Source organism: Streptococcus sp. ZY19097, assembly GCF_040731245.1.
GTDB classification, from domain to species: Bacteria; Bacillota; Bacilli; order Lactobacillales; family Streptococcaceae; genus Streptococcus; species Streptococcus orisratti.
In genome coordinates, this window is sequence record NZ_CP160400.1 from 1,939,528 (window position 1) to 1,959,740 (window position 20,213).

At 39.7% G+C, this 20,213-nt stretch carries 18 protein-coding genes and 1 pseudogene; all 19 read right to left on the reverse strand.

From position 1 onward, the window contains the following. Window positions 1–85: 85 nt before the first annotated feature. A complete protein-coding gene (locus ABZ559_RS09655) occupies window positions 86–3,184 on the reverse strand; it encodes a DEAD/DEAH box helicase (protein ID WP_367006164.1) in 3,099 nt (1,032 codons plus the stop codon). Between the two features lie 422 nt (window positions 3,185–3,606). Continuing rightward, the gene (locus ABZ559_RS09660; RefSeq protein ID WP_367006166.1) at window positions 3,607–4,776 is read right to left on the reverse strand and encodes a permease; all 1,170 of its coding nucleotides are present in this window, start codon (window positions 4,774–4,776) and stop codon (window positions 3,607–3,609) included. A gap of 214 nt (window positions 4,777–4,990) precedes the next feature. Beyond that, window positions 4,991–5,599, reverse strand: a complete 609-nt coding sequence (locus ABZ559_RS09665; protein ID WP_018376886.1) for a response regulator transcription factor — start codon at window positions 5,597–5,599, stop codon at window positions 4,991–4,993. Next, the gene (locus ABZ559_RS09670; RefSeq protein WP_317334792.1) at window positions 5,596–6,687 is read right to left on the reverse strand and encodes a sensor histidine kinase; all 1,092 of its coding nucleotides are present in this window, start codon (window positions 6,685–6,687) and stop codon (window positions 5,596–5,598) included. The genes ABZ559_RS09665 and ABZ559_RS09670 overlap by 4 nt, the downstream gene beginning before the upstream one ends. Beyond that, window positions 6,687–7,433 (reverse strand): ABC transporter permease, encoded by a 747-nt coding sequence (locus tag ABZ559_RS09675; protein ID WP_317334779.1) that lies wholly within the window; start codon window positions 7,431–7,433, stop codon window positions 6,687–6,689. The genes ABZ559_RS09670 and ABZ559_RS09675 overlap by 1 nt, the downstream gene beginning before the upstream one ends. Continuing rightward, window positions 7,420–8,316, reverse strand: a complete 897-nt coding sequence (locus ABZ559_RS09680; RefSeq protein ID WP_367006167.1) for an ABC transporter ATP-binding protein — start codon at window positions 8,314–8,316, stop codon at window positions 7,420–7,422. The genes ABZ559_RS09675 and ABZ559_RS09680 overlap by 14 nt, the downstream gene beginning before the upstream one ends. Further along, complete coding sequence (locus ABZ559_RS09685) at window positions 8,313–8,498, reverse strand: hypothetical protein (protein ID WP_367006168.1); 186 nt, start codon at window positions 8,496–8,498, stop codon at window positions 8,313–8,315. The genes ABZ559_RS09680 and ABZ559_RS09685 overlap by 4 nt, the downstream gene beginning before the upstream one ends. A 9-nt stretch (window positions 8,499–8,507) precedes the next feature. Then, a pseudogene (locus ABZ559_RS09690) lies at window positions 8,508–8,704 on the reverse strand (hypothetical protein). A 307-nt stretch (window positions 8,705–9,011) separates the two neighbouring features. Continuing rightward, the gene (locus ABZ559_RS09695; protein ID WP_367006170.1) at window positions 9,012–10,757 is read right to left on the reverse strand and encodes an ABC transporter ATP-binding protein; all 1,746 of its coding nucleotides are present in this window, start codon (window positions 10,755–10,757) and stop codon (window positions 9,012–9,014) included. Beyond that, window positions 10,747–12,489, reverse strand: a complete 1,743-nt coding sequence (locus ABZ559_RS09700) for an ABC transporter transmembrane domain-containing protein (protein ID WP_367006172.1) — start codon at window positions 12,487–12,489, stop codon at window positions 10,747–10,749. Before ABZ559_RS09700 ends, ABZ559_RS09695 begins: the two co-directional genes overlap by 11 nt. A 320-nt stretch (window positions 12,490–12,809) precedes the next feature. Further along, entirely contained in the window at window positions 12,810–13,325 is a 516-nt protein-coding gene (locus ABZ559_RS09705) for a VanZ family protein (protein ID WP_367006173.1), read from the reverse strand. Beyond that, complete coding sequence (gene rlmN / locus ABZ559_RS09710) at window positions 13,325–14,473, reverse strand: 23S rRNA (adenine(2503)-C(2))-methyltransferase RlmN (RefSeq protein ID WP_321058682.1); 1,149 nt, start codon at window positions 14,471–14,473, stop codon at window positions 13,325–13,327. The genes ABZ559_RS09705 and rlmN overlap by 1 nt, the downstream gene beginning before the upstream one ends. Before the next feature lie 9 nt (window positions 14,474–14,482). Beyond that, a complete protein-coding gene (locus ABZ559_RS09715) occupies window positions 14,483–15,067 on the reverse strand; it encodes a YutD family protein (RefSeq protein ID WP_273414617.1) in 585 nt (194 codons plus the stop codon). Window positions 15,068–15,553: 486 nt separating this feature from the next. After that, the gene (locus ABZ559_RS09720) at window positions 15,554–15,793 is read right to left on the reverse strand and encodes a DUF3923 family protein (protein ID WP_367006175.1); all 240 of its coding nucleotides are present in this window, start codon (window positions 15,791–15,793) and stop codon (window positions 15,554–15,556) included. Between the two features lie 116 nt (window positions 15,794–15,909). Then, window positions 15,910–16,995, reverse strand: a complete 1,086-nt coding sequence (locus tag ABZ559_RS09725; protein ID WP_367006176.1) for a SepM family pheromone-processing serine protease — start codon at window positions 16,993–16,995, stop codon at window positions 15,910–15,912. Next, window positions 16,976–17,467, reverse strand: coding sequence for a pantetheine-phosphate adenylyltransferase (coaD, locus tag ABZ559_RS09730; protein WP_018376904.1), 492 nt, complete (start codon window positions 17,465–17,467; stop codon window positions 16,976–16,978). Before coaD ends, ABZ559_RS09725 begins: the two co-directional genes overlap by 20 nt. Then, window positions 17,464–17,754 carry a hypothetical protein gene (locus tag ABZ559_RS09735; RefSeq protein WP_367006178.1) on the reverse strand — a complete coding sequence of 97 codons (291 nt, stop codon included), beginning with the start codon at window positions 17,752–17,754 and terminating at the stop codon, window positions 17,464–17,466. The genes coaD and ABZ559_RS09735 overlap by 4 nt, the downstream gene beginning before the upstream one ends. Then, window positions 17,744–18,283 (reverse strand): 16S rRNA (guanine(966)-N(2))-methyltransferase RsmD, encoded by a 540-nt coding sequence (gene rsmD / locus ABZ559_RS09740; protein ID WP_273414627.1) that lies wholly within the window; start codon window positions 18,281–18,283, stop codon window positions 17,744–17,746. The genes ABZ559_RS09735 and rsmD overlap by 11 nt, the downstream gene beginning before the upstream one ends. 489 nt (window positions 18,284–18,772) lie before the next feature. Then, window positions 18,773–20,212 (reverse strand): glutamate synthase subunit beta, encoded by a 1,440-nt coding sequence (locus tag ABZ559_RS09745; RefSeq protein WP_367006180.1) that lies wholly within the window; start codon window positions 20,210–20,212, stop codon window positions 18,773–18,775. Window position 20,213 lies beyond the last annotated feature (1 nt).

Consider the following 20,213-nt stretch of genomic DNA (forward strand, 5'->3'; position numbering starts at 1 on the left):
AATAGCAAAATTACAAGCGTTTTCACAGAAATAATTTAAAACTCTCCAAAATCTTTTCAAATATGACATTGGAGAGTTTTTATGATTAAGACGGAATACCAAGAATTTCTTTAATATCTTGGATAGTCATGCTGGCTCTACTTTCATTACCATCAAGAACTGTAGTCACAAGGTTTTTCTTACTTTCCTGAAGATCTAAAATTTTCTCTTCAATAGTCCCTCTTGTAATCAAGCGATAGACTTCAACATTTTCTTTTTGACCAATTCGATGTGCGCGGCTGATAGCTTGCATTTCCACCGCTGGATTCCACCAGAGATCAATCAAAACAACGGTATCCGCTCCCGTCAGGTTGAGCCCCACACCGCCTGCCTTCAGTGAAATGAGAAAAGTATCCTTAGAGCCATTGTTGAAGGCTCGAGTCATCTCTTGACGTTCACTGGCTGGTGTTGACCCTGTAATTTTATAAGAAGTCAATCCCAAATCCGCCAATTCCCGCTCTGCGATGTCCAACATACCACGAAATTGTGAGAAGATTAGAGCTCTGTGGCCATTTTCCTTTATCTGAGTTAAAAGATTACGCAGACTGGCAACCTTGCCACTTTCTCCATCATAATCCATAAATAAACTTGGGGTATCACAAATCTGGCGTAGACGAGTAATGCCCGATAAGATTTCAATCTTATGACGATTAATATCGTCATCCGAAGACTGACGAATACGATCTTGCATTTGACGAAGTTGAGCTAGGTAGATAGCCTTCTGACTATCTGCCAATTCATTAGAGTAAGTCACTTCAATCAAGTCTGGTAATTCAGGCAGGACATCCTCTTTCTTACGCCTCATAATGAAAGGTTTGATGTAGCGAGCAACTTGCTTGGCATCTAGCTTGAGAAAAGCTTTTTTGGCTGGTAAAAGCCCAGGTAGGACGATCTGGAAGATAGACCAAATTTCCAAAAGTTTATTTTCAATAGGGGTACCTGACAAAGCAAAGCAATTTTTAACCTCAAAAGCACGCAGATATTGTGCAATCTTGGTCTGAGTATTTTTCATGACTTGAGCTTCATCCAAAATGAGATAATCAAATTGAGATTGCTGATAGGTTTCAAAGTCTTGTCGGAAGGAAGCATAACTGGTAATAGTAATTTGATGTTTTTGCGCAATAATCTCATCTCTAACAGGCTTAAGGCCATAGGCCACCGCCACATCTAATTGAGGTGCAAACTTCTTAAACTCGTCTTGCCAATTGTAAATAAGGCTGGATGGGGACAAAATCAGAATGCGACTGTCAACCTCAATTTTACTAGATAGAAAAGCAATGGTTTGCAATGTCTTACCAAGTCCCATGTCATCGGCTAAAATACCACCAAAACCATAATTATCAAGCATAGACAACCAACGAACACCAGTGTATTGATAATCGCGAAGTTCAGCCTTGATAGTCATCTCTTCTAATGGAAAGGACTCTGGATGTCGTAAATCGTAGGCTAGCGCTTCAAATTCTTTTGAAAACTGAACCGATGGACTATCTTTAAAAAGTTCTGACAATTGGAAGGCCGCTAAACCATCCAATTGAAGATGGCCTTTGGTCGTTTTTTTAGCTCTGAGACTTTGTAAAACTGAACTAACTTTTAGGGTTTCCTCATCAAATAAAACGAGCTTTCCACTACGACTGACAAAATAAGGATTATTTTTAAAAAGCGCTGTTAAAGCTTCATCAACGTCAACTTCAAAAATTTCAGAGAAGTCAAAAGAAATATCCAAAAGCCCTGCATTAGAGGAAACCCGAACTTGTGGTCGCTCTGATAAACGTAATTCCTCTAGCTCATCTGACAGATAAACTTGTCCCAAACGTCCAAAACGTTCCAAAGTCTGGGTAAAGAAAGAATAAAGTTCCTGAGGTTCAAGCGGTGGACGTGTACTTGAAAAACTAGCTGCAAAACCCTGTTGAGTAATAAATTTAAAAATACGTTCTTCATGCTTGAAATGACTTGCAAAAGGCAGGTTATCCAACTCCGTTTTATTTCTGACAAGAATACCATTGCCATAATCAAAGGTTATATTGAGAAGAATACCTTGATTGAAAGCCAAATCAAAATTAAAACGCACCGTAAAATCACGAATATCAAAACTTTTTGGTGCTTTGACCTGACCAATTTCCTTAAAATCCAAAAGACTGGCTGCCAGTTTGCCCTGATCATCCAAATCAAATTTGACATGTTTCTTCAAATCTGCCTCAATCGGCAAGGTTTTAATGGCAGAGACAATCTTATTTTGCTTGGCATTCAGATGATAAAAAGTATCTTGATGAAGTAAATAGGCATCATTATAAAAGCGATGGACAGATTTTTCGCTAATAATTAATTCAATGAACTGGCGGTGAACCATAACTTCAAAGTCAAAAAGTGCATCGTCACCCTCTAATTCCTTAAAATAAAGATGATGGTAGTCTTGAATATGACCTTCAAAGGTAAACTCATATAATTCCTCAAACAGACGAACACCTTCCTCAAAAAATCCTACTGGCAAGGAAAGATGACGACCTCTATTCGGTAATAGATAATCTAAATCTAGACGATCGTTGTCCGGGATAAGACGCCAGAGAAAATGAATTACTTCTTGGCTGGCTTGATCAAATTGGAGCAGAGATAAGGGTTCGAAGTAATTTTTTCCGATTTGATAACAAGTTTCCTTCCTCACCGTTGATAAAAAAGCTGAAATATCTCGCACAATGTAACTACGATCATCAGGTAAACGATTAATTTTCAGAGTCCATAAATAATCTGACGAGTACGGATTTCTTCCACCAACAACAGATAGACGGTATTTAGTTGTATCATCTTCATTGACAACCAAACCATCCAAAAAGACACTCCCAAAATAATATTGTGACTTCACACTCTTCTGAGAATCTGTTTGGGGCCGTAAATCTCCCACTAACTCACGCCCTTGTTCGTCGTTTTTCAAAAAGCACTCCAATGCTGCAATGTGTTCACAGTAAGGCTTTTTCTTGAAAAAGTCACAGCTACAAAAGACATTATTATCATCATCTAGTGAGTAATCCACTTCATAAGTACCTACACGCGCATGAAGCAGACCTGCATCATCGTTTTCAATCTTTACTTGCCCTTGTTCATAAAGAGCGACACCTTGACTTCGAATACGTCCGGGAATCATTCTTGTCATTGTATTACCACCTTTATCTTATCTCACTATTATAACAAAAATAGCAGAGCTTGGCTGAATAAAATCGTTGAATCACTTACTTCTTGTCAAAATTGTTAAACTTGACATCGTCAAGAAAAATTGAAACACACTATCAATTTCCATGAATAAAGTATTTTTATCTAGCAATATGCCCGGTAACAAAAAGGGTCCTAGCAATATCAATGCTGAACCCTTTTTTATTATTTACAAGCAACTGCATTCGGTCCGCCAATGTTTAAGCTTTACTTTTAACCAGCTACTTAGAACTTGTCCACGCAGAATTAGTAAGAAAGTAGCTAGCTGTAACATGTCTTAAACGAATCATCAGATCCATAATAAGTAAAAGTAATACATTTTACCCACAGTACTAAAACCTTTAGAAGCTACTGTACTTAAAAGGCTTAATTTGAACATTTCAAAAGTTTAAGGGTGATTTGCCGTTTTTCTGGGCTAATGAGATTTTCTAAATGTTTAAAAAGCGCCATGAGCCAGCTAAAAGCGAGAAGAAAGGCAGACATTTCAAAAGCTGTTAAGGAAAGATAGTGAATCCCCTGAAAAGCGAACTCCAATACCACAAGTACCCCACCAATAACGTAAGATGTTAAGATAAAATCCCTACTAACTTTTGGTAATAGCCATCTAATCCCTATAATCAGAGCTAACAAAATGTAGACTAGATAGCCTGCCAGACGTGTATGAATAAGGTGAGACGCGGCATCATTTGAAAAATAACCAACAGCCCCCAAATCTAACCCCAATAATGTTAAAAGAACTCTCAAAATCATCAACCTCTTATTATGACCAAATTTTTGGCTGAGAGCCACAAAAAGATAATCAACCAAAGCAATCAAGATAAGTGCAGATAACATCAGAGTTAGATTAAACTGCCAACTATTCTGAGCCTCTTTAGTTCCCAGAAAACTCAGATTTACTTGCCACCATTGCTTTGAACTATTGGTCGCCATAGATAAGAGTACTCCTGACAACATAATCAGAGTAAAAAGACTGGTCAGCCAGCTTGCTCTTAGCAGCTCTGCTATTCTACTCCAAAAACTACTTACCGTGTAAATCATGATAGCAAATAGCAAAGCAGAAGTATTCAGGTCAAAAGAAGCGCCACGGAAGAGCTGATTCACCAACCAAGAAAATCCCAATAATAAGACCGCTAAAATAATGCTAAAGGCCATGGTGATAACGGGAGACATGCGCCAAAAAAGCCGTGATTTGAGGCCATCTAGAAAAATTCGCCGATTAAGGATAAAGTTGATTGTGAAAAATCCCATACCGAAGAGGACGCCGAAAAGAACTAAAAAGCCCGTAATCGAATAATCTCCCGCTAATAAGACTTGTCTAGTTTGCTGCCAAAGATGAAAACCATAAAAAAAGGCAGTTGCTATCAAAGTTCCCACTAAATAACCCCAGTTAGGAATAGCTCGTACTTGTCGCTCTTCCTCCTTGAGTAAAGTTAATCTTTCTGCATCTAGGGTAACTGTCACACTACCCTTTCCATCCAAATCAAGCTGCTCAATAATTTCAGGACTAAGTTCTAGAGATAACATTTTATTTGTCATTCTTCCTCCTTTTCCAGTTCTTTAATTATAATATGGCAAGACAAAAATGTAAAATCAAGTCATCATCATAGCAACTCCATAAACACGTATTGGTAATCTGGACAAATTGATAATATTTTAGCATTTTCCAACTCTCTTTTACAATTCCAATTTTTCCTTTTTCTACAATCGATGACACCTCCGACTAGTAATCCAAAAAACGAAGCTAGATTTCCTAACTTCGTTTTGTCAACCAACCGTTTTTCTGAGCAATATTGACAGCATCCAGACGATTTTTAGCATTGAGTTTGGTCAGAATAGCAGACATATAGTTGCGGATGGTCCCGTTAGACAAGAAAAGCTGGTTTGCGATTTCTTGATTGGTGAGACCTTGTGACACATGTTCCAGCACCGCCATTTCCTGCTTGCTCAGTGGATTGCTTTGCCCAACCAAGGTCTCCATGAGTTCAGGTGAGTATTCTTTTTTGCCCGAAAGCACTGCATGGATGGTGACCATTAACTCGTCTATTGAGCGATCCTTAAGCACATAGGCATCCACTCCAGCCTTGACAGCCCTTTGAAAATAGCCTGCACGCTTAAAAGTAGTCACAATGATAACTTTGATGTCCTGATGTGCACGAATCCACTCCAACACATCAAGACCTGACTGCTTAGGCATTTCCACATCCAAGATAGCCACGTCCACTTTCTCTATCTGCAAAATGCCGATAGCTTCGGCTCCATCCTTGGCCTGTAAAATCTCGTCAACGTCATCTTCCATGAGTAAGAGCTGGCAGAGTGCATCACGCAGCATAGACTGGTCTTCTGCAATCAATAATTTCATGCTTTCCCTCCTTCTTCCAAGGTCACTTCAATGACTGTAGGGTGCTGGCTGGATAGGATAACTACCTCTCCCTTGACCAGATGTAACCTTTCTCTAACAGAATGCAGCTCATGCCCAGTCAGCTTGGCAAAACCGATACCATCATCCTCTACCCTAACCTTAAGCCCTTCCGAATGCGTTAAACTAATCTGACAGTGATTGGCTTGGGCATGTTTGACGATATTGGTGGTTAATTCCTGTAAAATCATGGTCAGGCTAGATTGGATGACTGGCGATAGGGCATTCAATTCCAGCTGATTGTCCACAGTTAGTTCAATATCCGACAAAGCAAACATATCGGTGATATTATCCAGCTCCTCAGTAACTGTACGGAATTTGAGGTTATTGATAAGCTCACGGACTTCTTTCATGGAATCCTTACTAATCTGATTGAGTTCTTCTAGCTGCTGCTGCACAGCCTCATACTGGCCTTTTTTCATTTGTTTGAGTGCCAACTCTGTCTTCAAACTCATCATGGCAAAGGTATGCCCTAACGTATCGTGCAAATCACGGCCAATCCGATTGCGTTCATTTTCTGCAGTGAGGAGATTAATCTCCTTATTCTTCTGGTAAATTTCCTTTTGAATTTTATCTTCCATGTAATTTTGCCGCTGAAAATAATGCATAGCCACGACAAAAATTGGAATTAGAATAGACATAATCCGACTAGCTAGGTTATCTGCAAATAGCAATCCCATGAACGTTACCGATAATAAGCCAATCATGTAAGATAGCATACGGTAAGACCATAGGTCATCCCCAAATCGCCAGACCAAAAGGTTGCTGAGAAAGAAGAAAAACCATACCATGCTTCCTTCAAGAAAACACATGCCGACAATGTAAGCTAGCATATAGAACCACAAACAAGCAATCGTTTTGGAATACTGGTTGCGAATATGAATAATTAAAATATAAGCTATCATAAAGCAGATAGATGGTCCCAATGTCCACATGGGATAACCAAACCAAATTGTACCCGCTAAGGGAAACACCATGAAGACCATTCCTACATAATAGAGCCCATCCGTCCTTTGAAAAGGTCGAAACATCATTTTACCTCAAGTTTTTTTCCGACTGCCAAAGCAATTGTTAAAACTATGATAGCATATCCCATTAAAATTAGCAGGGACTTTATGGAAAAATCACCCTTGAAGTAAGAAATTAAGAGATTGTTGAGATGATAAGTTGGCGTAAGCTTGGCTAGCTTTTGCATAAAGTCAGGGAAGCTTGACACTGGCATCCAAAGTCCGCCCAAAACTGCCAAACCCATGTAGAAGATATTGGCAACAAGGGAGAGACTTTGGGCTGACTTGATATGAGCAAAAAGAGCGCCAAAAGGCATAAAACAGATTGCTCCTACAAATAAAAGACTTGCGCTGGTAAGCCATTCTCCGGCAGACATATCAACTCCTTTGACAAAGTGTCCTACCGCAAAAACAACCAAAATCGCCAATATAAAATGAACAAGAATAGCCAAAATTTTACTAAGGTAGTACTGCCAAATAGGAATAGGACTGTGTTGGATATTTCTAAGACGGTTGCCATTTCGGTCTTCTTGAAAAGCATAGGGTAAGGAAAAGAAGGCAAAGCTAAGACTAGAAAAAGCTGTCATTTGTATCATATATTGTCGTACCCAATAACTCACTTGTTCCTTGGGCATGCTATCTTCATTAGCCCAAATGCTAGTAAATAACAGAAAAAACGCAAGAGGCATCCCTATTCCCATAATTAAGTTAGATAGGGAACGTTTATTGATGAGGTATTCTTGATGTAAAATAGCTTTAAACGTTTTCATGGTCTTTCTCCTTTGCCATATCAAAGATAGTATTTAGCAGTGTGCGGTTGGTCATTTCAATGTCTTCAATAGGACATTGAGCTGCGGCAAGTGCATTCCAAACTACTTGAGGCTGTTTGGTCGTAAAGGTGAGCGTATCTGTCTTAACAACCAAGTCACCAATTACTTGTTCTTTAACCACTGACAAATAGTCCGCAGGCAGAGTGAAGACTTTTTCCTTTTCTTCAGAACGTAGGAGATAAGGTGTCGTGTCGCGCAGCAATTTTCCTTCATGCAAGACTAAAATTCTGTCCGCTGTATGTTCTACTTCTTCAATATAATGACTAGAATAAATAATGGTCTTGCCTGCTTTTTTCAGCTCAGCAATAATTTCCCAAAAACGCTTTCGTGTACTGGTATCCATACCCGCCGTTGGCTCGTCCAAGATAAGAATATCAGGTTGACCCACCAAGACTTGAACAAAAGCCAAAAGCCGTCTTTGACCGCCAGATAATTTTTCAGCAAATTGATTTTTCTGCTGTTCTGTAAATTGTAGCAAATCATCAATTTCCTTATCAGACAGAGGAGTGGGATAGATTTCCTTTTGAAAGTCTAAAAGCTCTGAAACTTTCATCTTCTGCTCGGTCTGATTTTCCTGAAAAAGAATGCCAACCTTTTCTTTCAGACTTGGATGAGACGCTAACTTCTCGAACACTTCTACTGTCCCTGAAGTTGGGACATAATCCCCCAACAAGCAGTTCATTAAGGTTGTCTTACCAGCACCATTTGGACCAATTAGAGCGAGGCAGTCGCCCTCCTTAACCTCAAATGAAATGTCTTGCAAGATTTGTTTCGATTTAAACTGCTTTGAGAGATTCACAACCTTGATAACTGTGTGTGTCATTTGTCTTGCTCCTTTCTGCCTTGAAAATAGGGAAATGTAACATAAAATACCATCATGTCAATGCCCATAAGTGTGTACACATGCCAAAGCGATACGCCTGCAAAATAATCTGTAGTCAGTGCTAATACTCCAATAAAAAAGGAGATACAGATAAAAGTAACCAATAATGTCAATGATTTCATCTTGTCCTCCTAATCCAACAACTCTTTTAGAAGAGATTTTACCATTCCAATAAGGACAGATAGAGAAATCAATCCCCTATCAAATAGCCCATCGATGAAAAGAAAACTTCCACATTGAATGTTTCAAAAATATCTGTAAAGAGACTCAGACCAGCAAAGACAGAAGCGATAATTCCGTATATCATCACAGAGGTTTTATGTTTCATCAGTTAGAACTCCTTTTCTTTATATTGTAATTCTACCGAAAAAGAGTTACACTTTTTAGCCCAAAATGTCATGACATGATATGACTTTTGTCATGGATTCAAAACCGATAGGTTTTTACACTCACTTTTTCGTGTTTTAGTATTACCTACAGATCTCTCCCCTACATTAAAATGAACTTAAAAACCTGTAAAGAGCGAGGTTTTTGATTTTCATAAAATATAAAATGAAAACACACTTTAAGAATTAAACTTGGCGTTTAATCTTAAAGTGTGTCTTTTTTATTATCAGAGTTTAAGATAAACCTTGCTAATTCTCCATCATGCCCGCTTGGAGTTGGTACATCTTGTAGTATGTACCCTGTTTGGCAAGTAAGTCCTCGTGACTCCCTGACTCGATAATCTTACCCTTGTCCAGAACATAGATACAGTTGGCATCTTGGATGGTTGACAGGCGGTGGGCAATGGCAATGGTCGTTCGCCCTTGACGCATTTTGGCTAGAGAGTTTTGCACGATTTGCTCGGTTTCGGAGTCAATATTAGCTGTCGCTTCATCTAAAATCAGGATTTTAGGCTGAGTAGCAATGGTTCTAGCAAAAGCCAAAAGTTGCCGTTGACCAGTTGAAAAACTTGATCCACGCTCTGATACGGGTGTCTGATATTTCTCAGGCAATTTCTGGATAAACTGATCAGCATCAACAAATTCAGCCGCTGCCTGAACCTCCTCATCTGAGAGTTTTTGATACATGCGAATATTTGAAGCAATAGTCCCGTGATAGAGGAACGGATCTTGCAAAACAAGTCCGATGTTTTGACGCAATTCGTCTTGAGCATACTGACGAATATCTCGACCGTCTAAAAGCACTTGACCAGACTGAAATTCATAGAAGCGCATCAACACATTGATAATGGAAGATTTCCCAGAACCCGTCGCCCCAACAAATGCAATGGTTTCTCCCTTTTTAACCTTGAAAGAAATCTTATCCAAAATCTGCTTTTTGCCATCGTAAGAAAAACTAACGTCTCTAAACTCAATGGTTCCCTCTTGAACTTTCGCACTGCTATTCCCTTGAGAAGGCTCATAGGTCAGCTCATCAATCAGGTCAAAGACACGACCTGCAGAAACCATAGAAGTTTGCAAGGTTGAGAAATTCTGGGTGACCTCAATCAGTGGGTCAAAAAGTCGATTCACATACTGAATAAAGGCATACATAAGACCGGCCGAAATACCAAGCTTCATCCCACGAAAACCAAAGTAAGCCATCAAAATAGCATAAGCCAACAGCTTCAGCAAAGACATGGCTGGACGCAAGAACAGAGAATCAAGCGCCATAGAACGATTAGCATACTGGTAGTGCTCTTGATTGATGATCTCAAATTCATTTTTTAGCCTTTCTTCCTGCCTAAAGGCCTGAACAATACGAATGCCTTCAATACTCTCAGCCAGCTTGGCATTGATATCTGATAATAAAGAGCGTGTTTTGGCAATGACCTGAACAGACTTTTTACGATAGATATTCACCAAAATAAAAATGAAAGGCAGAAAAAGAGCAATCCATCCGGTCAAGCCAGCATTTAGGCGCAGCATGGTTAACAGTGTCACTGAAAAAATGAAAATCGCTGAAATAAAGCTAGATAAAATACCTGAAAACATTTCACTGATAGCTTCAGTATCATTAGTGATGCGGGAAACAATAGAGCCCGCAGGCGTCTTATCAAAATAAGACATACCAAGTTTTTCCATATTAGCAAAGGCATCGCGGCGAATATCTCGAACGATACTGTAGGAAACGCGAGCAAAAAAGAGATTTCCCAGATATTGGATAATTGTTTGAAGGACATACATAAGGTAATAACCTACCAAAATCAGCATAGCTGTCTGATTCATCTGTGTTAAAAAGTGGTCAATAAAATAAGAAGCTACCAGCGGAATCAGGCTCTTGACAATAGTGGTCAGCAGTAAAAGCCCCAGAGCCAGCGCTGTCAGCCATTTATAGGATTTTAGGTAGGACATGAGCCGTTTGAAGACACGCCATTGATTACTGTTATTCTTCATCCTCGTCCTCCATTTCTAACTGCTGTGATTCATAAGTCTCTGCATACCAGCCATTCTGAGTCAGTAAGTCTTCGTGGCGCCCACGTTCAATAATCTGTCCATCCTGCAAAACCAAAATGAGATCTGCATGCACCACTGCCGACAACCGATGTGCCGTGATGATGGTGGTCTTGTCTTGACGCGTTTTCTTGAGATTTTCAATAATGGCATACTCGGTCTTGGCATCCACCGCTGACAGACTATCATCTAAAATCAAAATTTCAGGATCAAGGATCATAGCACGACTCATGGCAAGACGTTGCTTTTGGCCTCCAGATAAACTAACCCCTTTTTCACCAATCAAGGTGTCAAAACCCTCTGGCATAGCCATGATATCATCATAAACTTGTGATAGTTTTGTTGCCTCTACTACTTCGTCCAAGGGCAGTTCGGGATTGCCAAAACGGACATTTTCTAAAATACTAGTGGCAAAGAGAAATTGATCCTGCGGTACATAGCCAATTAGGCTGCGCAGATCAGATAGTTTATAATCCTTAATATCATGACCATTAATCTTAATGGAACCATGATTTAAATCATACTCACGCAACAAGAGTTTCAGCAAAGTTGTTTTTCCAGATCCTGTCTGACCGACCACCCCCAGAGTTTGTCCCTTTTCGAGTCCAAAATGAATTTGAGACAAAGTTGGTTCGTTTTCATACTGAAATGACTTGATGTCATAATCCAAACGACCATTTGTAATACTAGACAGGGGATTCTTAGCTTCCTGTACATCTGATTCCTGCTCCAAAAGCGCATTGATTCGCTCGTAAGATACCGTACCACGCTGCATCATGTTGACAAGAAAACCAACAGCCATCAATGGCCAGACTAGCATATCCAAATAAGTGATGAAGGTAACCAAACTCCCCACAGTAACACTTTCAATCGAAACCATGAATGCCCCCACCAAAAGAGTTAATAGATAGGAAGCACCAACAAAAAGCAAGACTAAGGGATCCCACAAGGTGTCGTATTTCATGGTGACCATGTTTTTTGAAAATGTCATATCATTGGTTTCTTGGAAAGAGTGAAGCTCATCAGCCTGATAGCCAAAAGACTTGGTAACTTTAATCCCTGACACCGATTCCTGAACCTTATTATTCAATTCTGAAAAGGCTGCTTGAGAATCATTAAAAGCCTTGTGCGTCTTTCTACCTAAACGGCTAGTCGCAAGAGCCATAAAGGGCAGAGGTATGATGGCAATCAAAGTCATTTGCCAAGAGATAGTAAAAAACATGGTTGCTAAGGTAACTAAGGCTGTGATAGAAGCATCAACAGCTGACATTACCCCTCCTCCAGCCAGTCGTGTCAAGGCATTGATATCATTGGTAGCATGTGCCATAAGGTCACCTGTCCGATATTTTTGATAAAATGAAGGAGACATTTTTGTAAAATGCTCAAAGAGGCGATAACGAATCAGTTGTCCTAAATGATAAGAAGTTCCCAGAATATACATGCGCCAAATGTAGCGCAGGAGATACATCCCAATAGCTGACAAAACCAACCAGAGTAGGCTCCACAACAAATCAACTTGGCTGAGAGTGCCACTCGTAATGCCATCGATTACATTTCCCATGATTTTTGGTGGAATAAGATTGAGCACAGCAACCAAACTCAGTGCTATAATCCCAATCAAGTAACGACGTTTTTCCAGTTTGAAAAACCACCATAAATTTTTGATAATGGACATAACTATCCCTTTCTGTGATAACATGAGAAAAACCACTCTTGAAAAGAAAGAGGGGTTTCCATTCTACTACTAGTATACTCCTTGAAGCAGACTCCAAGTCAAGCCATCAGCTCACATATTGACAAGTAAAATTTACTCAACTTTAAGAACCTGTATTCACAAGTGAAACGCTTTTATATAAGAGAGCGTTTTTTGCTAATCAAGGCAGTTTTTTGAAAGACTACTGACTATATATTGAAAAAACTAAGGATGAGTAGCTCAAAAACTAGTCTTAGATAGAAGTGCTGAACTGTAAATACAGGTTCTAACTATTTTGACACTTACTTCTGCAAGTATTTTGTCAATACTTTTTTCAACCAATTGTAACAAAGGAAAGCCACAGCTCCACCCAATGTATTGGTCCAGAGATCGTCAATTTCAAAGACGCGGTTAGCATTAAAGAGAAGATCAAGGACAACCTGTGTGCACTCAATGAAGAGACTAAGACAAAAAGCTAGGATTAAAATGCTTTTCCAAGAACGCAGTTTAGGTAAAAGCGCCAACATTCCCAAAAGTAAAGGAAAAAGGAGGAAGATATTCACCAAATTTTGTCCGATAACGACAATCAATTCCAGAGGGGTCCTCAATTCACTCAGACTGACTAGAGTATTAAAAGGTACTAGCAAGACAACCAATCGTCCGAAATATTGGATATTTGGAGTATCAACACCATCTACAGTATGCTGGGGACCAAAGCACATGTAGCAAATGGCTAACACATAAAGCCCTACCAGAGTCCAAGTAACCTTACGCCCAAGCTCTGTTAATTCTGCTTTTTCATTTAGAAAAAGTTGCATTATTTGTTCTCTCCACTGAGCGTTTTTTGTCGGTCACGTTTCATGGTATTTGAACGCAACTGTCCACAAGCCGCATCAATGTCTGTTCCGTGTTCTTGGCGCACTACACAGTTAACACCATTTTTCTTTAGCACATCGTAAAAAGCTGCTACACGCTCTTTCGTGGAACGACTGTATTGGTCATGTTCAGACACAGGGTTGTAAGGAATAAGATTGATGTAAGATAATTTGCGGATATTTTTGGTCAAATCGGCCAGTTCTTGAGCATTCTCTGGATTGTCATTGACACCGTTAAGCATAATATACTCAAAAGTCACACGACGATTGGTCGTTTCAATGTAGTACTCAATAGCTGCAAAGAGTTTTTCTAACGGGAAGGAACGGTTGATTTTCATGATACTTGAACGTAGTTCGTTGTTTGGTGCATGGAGAGAAACTGCCAAGTTAACTTGAACCCCTTCATTAGCGAAGTCACGGATTTTGTGAGCCAAACCTGAGGTTGACACGGTAATATGGCGGGCACCGATAGCAAGACCGTTGTCATCGTTGATAGTGCGTAGGAATTTGAGCACATTCGTGTAGTTGTCAAAAGGCTCACCAATGCCCATCACAACCACATGACTGACGCGTTCACTATCACCACGATCATCAAGGTATTTTTGTACCAACATAATTTGGGCAGTGATTTCCCCATTATTAAGGTCACGTTGTTTTTTTATCAAGCCGCTAGCGCAGAAGGTACAACCAATGTTACAACCTACCTGAGTTGTCACACAGACAGATAATCCATAGTGCTGGCGCATGAGAACAGTCTCAATCAGCATACCATCTGGTAATTCAAATAAATATTTGATAGTCCCGTCCTTAGACTCCTGCACAATGCGCTGTTTTAAGGGATTGACACAAAAATTCTCATTCAGAACATCAATGAAATCCTTTGAAATGTTAGTCATTTCTTCAAAAGATTGAACACGTTTGCGGTAAAGCCAGTCCCAGATTTGCGTCGCGCGGAATTTTTTTTGGCCATGTGCTATAGCCCAATCAATCAATTCATCACGAGTCAAGCTATAAATAGATGGCTTATAGTTTGGCGTATCTTCAACTTTTTGACGGCTTTCCTTTTTTACTTCTGTACTAGTTTTTGACATGATTTTTCCTTACTTTTTTTCTTTTTTACGAATGACGAAATGCTGTTTAGCAGCTTGAATTTCTCTTTGTTGCTGACGTCTCATCTCGCGTTCATCTCGCGCTTTGTTATCTTTTCGCTTCTGGGTACTGAAATGCTTCTTCGTTTTGCTCGTACTCGTCTTTGTTTCTTCTTTGGCTGGCTTAGCAGAATGTTTGCGTGACGACTTCCGACGTTTCGGCAAACGCTCCTCATCAAAGCTAATTTCCCTAGGCTCTGGATTTTCCAAAATAAAATAAGCACAACCAAAATTACAATACTCTTTGATGTAATCATCAAGGCGAGAAATACGGTTGGATTTTTTAACATCCCTGTTATCTTTGTAAAAACCTTTCAACCTCAATTGTTCATTGCCCCAATCCCCGACGATATAATCATATTTGAGTAGAATTTCAGAATAACGCTGACTAAAGACAGTTGCATTGAAGGCATCTTTGACATTTTCTAAAATCACAAACTCAATTCCATCACTCTTGACATAATTATCAAAAGAAATGAATTGTGGACCTGGAAACTTATTGTAATTATACATTTCAGGAGAGATTTCTTTTCTCATCTGGCTCCTCACTTTAGGTTAATTTTCATCTGTAATATCGCCTCATTGGCGAAATCTACAATTTCTTCTGTAACCTTTTTATTATACACTATTTTTTGATTTTTGTAAGCAATCAAGTCAGGAGAAACAGGACAGACTTTAGGTTATTTTTGTACACGAAGTGAATTAAGAGCCTGTATTCGCAGCTCAGCATTTCTATCTAATACTCTTCGAAAATCAAAATTATCCGTTGTCAACTTGCCTTGATGAACTCAAGTTCTATCGTCGGCTTCGTTTCCTAGGCTACTTTTGATTTTCATTGAGTATAAGACTAGTTTTTCAGCTACTCATCGTTAATTTTTTTCAAAATACAGTCCGTATTTCCTCAAAAAACTGCCTTTATTAGCGAAAAACTATCCTTGATAAAAGCACTTTACTTGTAACTACAGCTTCTAACAACATCACAAAAAAATATAAAAGACTTCAAGCTGTTCCCTGAAGTCTTCATTACGAGCTTTTCCCTCGCTTATAGGTTCTCATTTTCAAAATAAAACTGATAATTTCCTGTACTAACCAAAGCAAAATACAACAGAGTGACCAGAGCAATAACGATAACCATTTCATTTTTGTGGTCTGATAGATACCATTGCCATCAACCGATCGAATGTAGATTAAAAAAGCACCATCTAAATAAATCATGAGCAAGGCGAGTCGCAATCCTATAAGTAAACGTTTTTTCCAAGTCATTCTAACCACCTTTTAGATTACTTCATTTTCACTATATAGATTAACAAGGAAAGCTTAAGAAAAAATTAACCAGAAAGTTATAAAACTTGCCAAAGAAGTTTCTCTGGCAAGTTTTCTTAATTTCCTGTTTTCTTTAAGTAGTCAATAGCCTCTTGAGCAGTCGTGACAGGAACAATTTTCATTTTTGTCCCAATTTTTTTAGCAGCAGCCAGTGCTTCTTGATAGTTTGTTTGAGCATCAGGATTTGCTTTTAGTGTTGCTTCATCCACTGGATTATTTGGAACAAAGAAAATTTCCGCACCAGATTCTGCCGCCGAAACCACTTTGAGTCCTGCACCACCGATATCTCCAACAGAACCATCTGCCTCAATCGTCCCTGTCCCAGCAATAATGCGACCCTTACGCAAATCAGTACCTACCAACTGGTCATAAATATCAAGGGTAAACATCAATCCTGCACTTGGACCACCCACGCCTTCTGTTGAAAAATCAATATTGACATCCGAATCAACCTCAGTATGATCTACTAGACCAATTCCGATACCATTTTTACCATTTTCTAGCTTGATGATTTTACCTTGAGCTTCTTTTTTCTTATCATCAGAGGTATATTGAACAGTCACTTTAGAGCCTAATTTCAAACTAGACACATATGCTATCAGTTCTTTTGAACTGCTGAAAGTCTTATCATTAACTCCAGTTACCGTATCAGCAATGTGTAAACTATCCTTAAAAGTAGAATCCTCGCTGATACTTAGGACATACACACCCTTGTAATCTAATTTTGCTTTTTCTCCAGCCAATTGCAAAGCTTGATAGGTTGCCGTATTTTGAGAACTTTGCATATAATAATCATTAATGCGTAGATAGTCTTCGTCACTAGTTCCACCGGTCATCTCTTCAGCACTAATAATTTCAGTAAAAGGCGTAGCCCAAGCATAAATAATCTGAGCAAGGGTAGCACGGCTGACAGTCACTGCTACAAAATTATAAGAACCTTTTTCCTTATCCTCATCTTTGCCAACGGTTAACACACTGCGAATATCATAAGCTCCCCCAGGCGATTCCATATAATATGGTAAAGGGACAAAAAGGCTAAAAATGATAAAAACAACCAAGAGCGACAAGAGCCACCATTTAAAGCGATTTAAAAAGTGACCGATTTTTTTTAAAGGATGTTTTTTAATTGTCTTTGTTTCCAAATGTTTCCTCCACTTCTTTGACGACACTTTCAGGAACATACTTACTGATATCAGTCTTAAAATAAATAAGTTCGCGAACATGTGTTGAACTAACATACTTCCATTCTAACATGGTCATTAGGTAAACCGTCTCTAACTCGGGTGCTAATTCATGATTGTAAAAATCAAGACGAGCTTCCAAGTCAATATCCTCTGAACCGCGTAAGCCTCGAACCAGATGCGTCGCCCCAACTTGCTTAGCGACAGTAACCGCTAAAACATCATGCGCTGTTATAATCTGGACATTTTCCAAATCTGCCAAAGCCTCAGTCAACATCCGCTGACGCTGCTCAATGCTAAAAAGACCTTTTTTATCCTTATTGTAAAAAATTCCAACATATAGCATATCGAAAAGGCAACTAGCACGCTTGATGATATCCACATGCCCATTGGTCACCGGATCAAAGGATCCCGCAAAAAGTCCAATTGTCATACTTTGACCTTCTCTCTAGCCAGTCCAAGATAAACTAGCGCAGCAAATAGCGGAACCAGAGGTGTTCCAGAACTCCCCTTACCAAGCCAATTGAGCACAGCTAATATTGCGAAAAGACCCGATACCACCAAATAACCCTTGTTCCAAGTTACTGTCATAGCTGGTACATCTTCACCAGACTCCACTTTGAGACGACGCTTGCTAGCAACAACACGAGCCGCACCTAGTTTAACGATGGCCGTTAGTAACACTAAAATCAACAAAAACCAATCACTATTACTTAACATAAACTGTCACCTTGCTAATTCCATAGACCTTCTGTTTCCAGATTCCAACGCTGGCAATCTCTTCAGGTAAGTCCACCGACTTATCTGTTTCACAGACAATCATCACATGATCCGAGAGGAGCCCACGCGCATCTAGCATCTCAATAGTTTTAACGATTTCTTCCTTGGCATAGGGTGGGTCTAACAGCACCAAGTCAAACTGACCCAAAAGCTGATCTAGCGCACGGTTGGCCTCCATCTTAAGAAGCTTAAACTGTCTCTCGCTTTTGGTCATCTTGATATTTTCTTGGATAATAGCTTGCGCACGCCGGTCACGCTCGACCAATACAGCTTCATCCATACCTCGTGAAATAGCCTCAATAGCTAGGCTACCGCTGCCAGAATACAAATCTAACACACGTCCCCCATCAAAGAATGGACCAATCATATTATAAATGGCCCCCTTAACCTTATCAGTTGTCGGACGCGTCGTCCTTCCCTCTAGCGTCTTCAGAGGACGCCCACCAAATTTACCTGCTACAACTCTCATAAAGACTATTATAGCAGAAATTAGAGAAGCTGGAAATGAAACATCATTTTTTCCGAAACAAACTCATGAAAAAAGTACCCAATCATAAACGGATGAGAGACAATGAAAATGATGAAAAGGCAACACTTTTCTGTTCAAACTCATCAAAGACATTAAACGAAGGACTTTTGACCACTAATACTCTTCGAAAATCAAAATTATCCGTTGTCAACTTGCCTTGATGAACTCAAGTTCTATCGTCGGCTTCGTTTCCTAGGCTACTTTTGATTTTCATTGAGTATAAAACTTAAAAAAAGATTTCCCCCGCTTTAAACATAACAAAAGAGAAGACAAAATTCGTCTTCCCTCGCACTTAGTTATAAGTCACCCACTACAGTTGACAACGAGCCTAATTACTTCGCTATTTTTTGGAATACAGTTCAAATCCGAGCAAGGACTTTTTTGAACTCTAGAAAACTATAAAAATAGTCCAGAAATCTCTGATTTCTTCTATTGTGCTACCATCACTCGTAGCTCTTGATCAATTTTCTCAGCTGTCTTACGCCCCTCACGGATCCCCCAAATAACAAGACTTGGTCCACGGCGTGCATCTCCAGCTACAAAAACTTGATTATTATTAGTTGAGTAATCATCATAAACACTTTGAACTCCAAATTGTTCAAATAATGATGTTTCAGCTCCAGTGAAGCCCATAGCAAGAAGAACAAGATCAGCCTTGATAACTTCTTCTGTTCCTTCAATCGGCTTAAACCCTGGACCAACTTTAACAGTTTTAGCAGCAATAACTTGCCCTCGATCAGCACCAATAAACTCAGTTGTTGAGGTTGCATAAGCTGTCAGTTCTGTATCTTGAACATAGTCGGCTTCTTCTTGACCATAACCTGTACGCTTAACCATAGGATATTGTGGCCAAGGGTTAGTTGGCAATCGTTTTGCTGGTGGTTCTGGAGTGATTTCCAATTGCTTGACACTAGCCGCTCCCAAACGGACAGCAGTTCCGATACAGTCATTACCAGTATCTCCGCCACCGATAACAAGAACGTGCTTACCTTCCAAGGTGCGACCAAGTTTTTTATTGCCTGAAGCAAGAACATTTTTTGTTGTCTCTGTTAAGAAATCAACAGCGAAACGAACACCACTAAGGTGACGACCCGGAACTTCCAAATCACGAGGCACACTAGCACCAGTTGCTAAAATCACACGATCATATTGCTCCAAAAGTTCGTCAGCAGTAATATCGCGACCAATTTCAGTATTTGCAACAAAGTTAACTCCCAACTTAGACATGACATCAATACGACGTTGAACAATCTCCTTATCCAATTTCATATTTGGGATACCGTACATGAGAAGACCACCAAATCGGTCACTACGCTCATAAACAGTCACACTATGACCAAGTTTATTAAGTCTCCATGCTGCCGATAAGCCAGCCGGACCTGAACCAACCACAGCAATTTTAAAGCCTGTACGCTGAGAAGGACGACCCGATTCTTCGACCCAACCATTTTCAAAAGCAGTATCAATGATAAAACGTTCATTGTCATGAATGGTAACACCTGAGCCATTTAATCCTTCTGTACACCCTTTTTCACATGGTGCAGGACAGACACGACCTGTCATCTCAGGAAGTGGGTTGGTACGGCTCAATCGCTCAAAGGCACGCTTGAAGTCTCCTTTGTAAACCAAATCATTCCACTCAGGAATCAGGTTGTCGTTAGGACATCCTGATACTGCTCGGCCTCCACCATAAAAGGCACCTGAATGGCAGAAAGGAATTCCACAAGCCATACAACGTGCAGCTTGCTTTTGACGTTCCTCTTCTGATAGTGGTGTTTGTAATTCTTCAAAGTCCAAAATGCGCTCGGCAACAGGACGGTAAGGATTGTCCTTACGTTCATATTTCAAAAATCCAAATGGGTCTGCCATC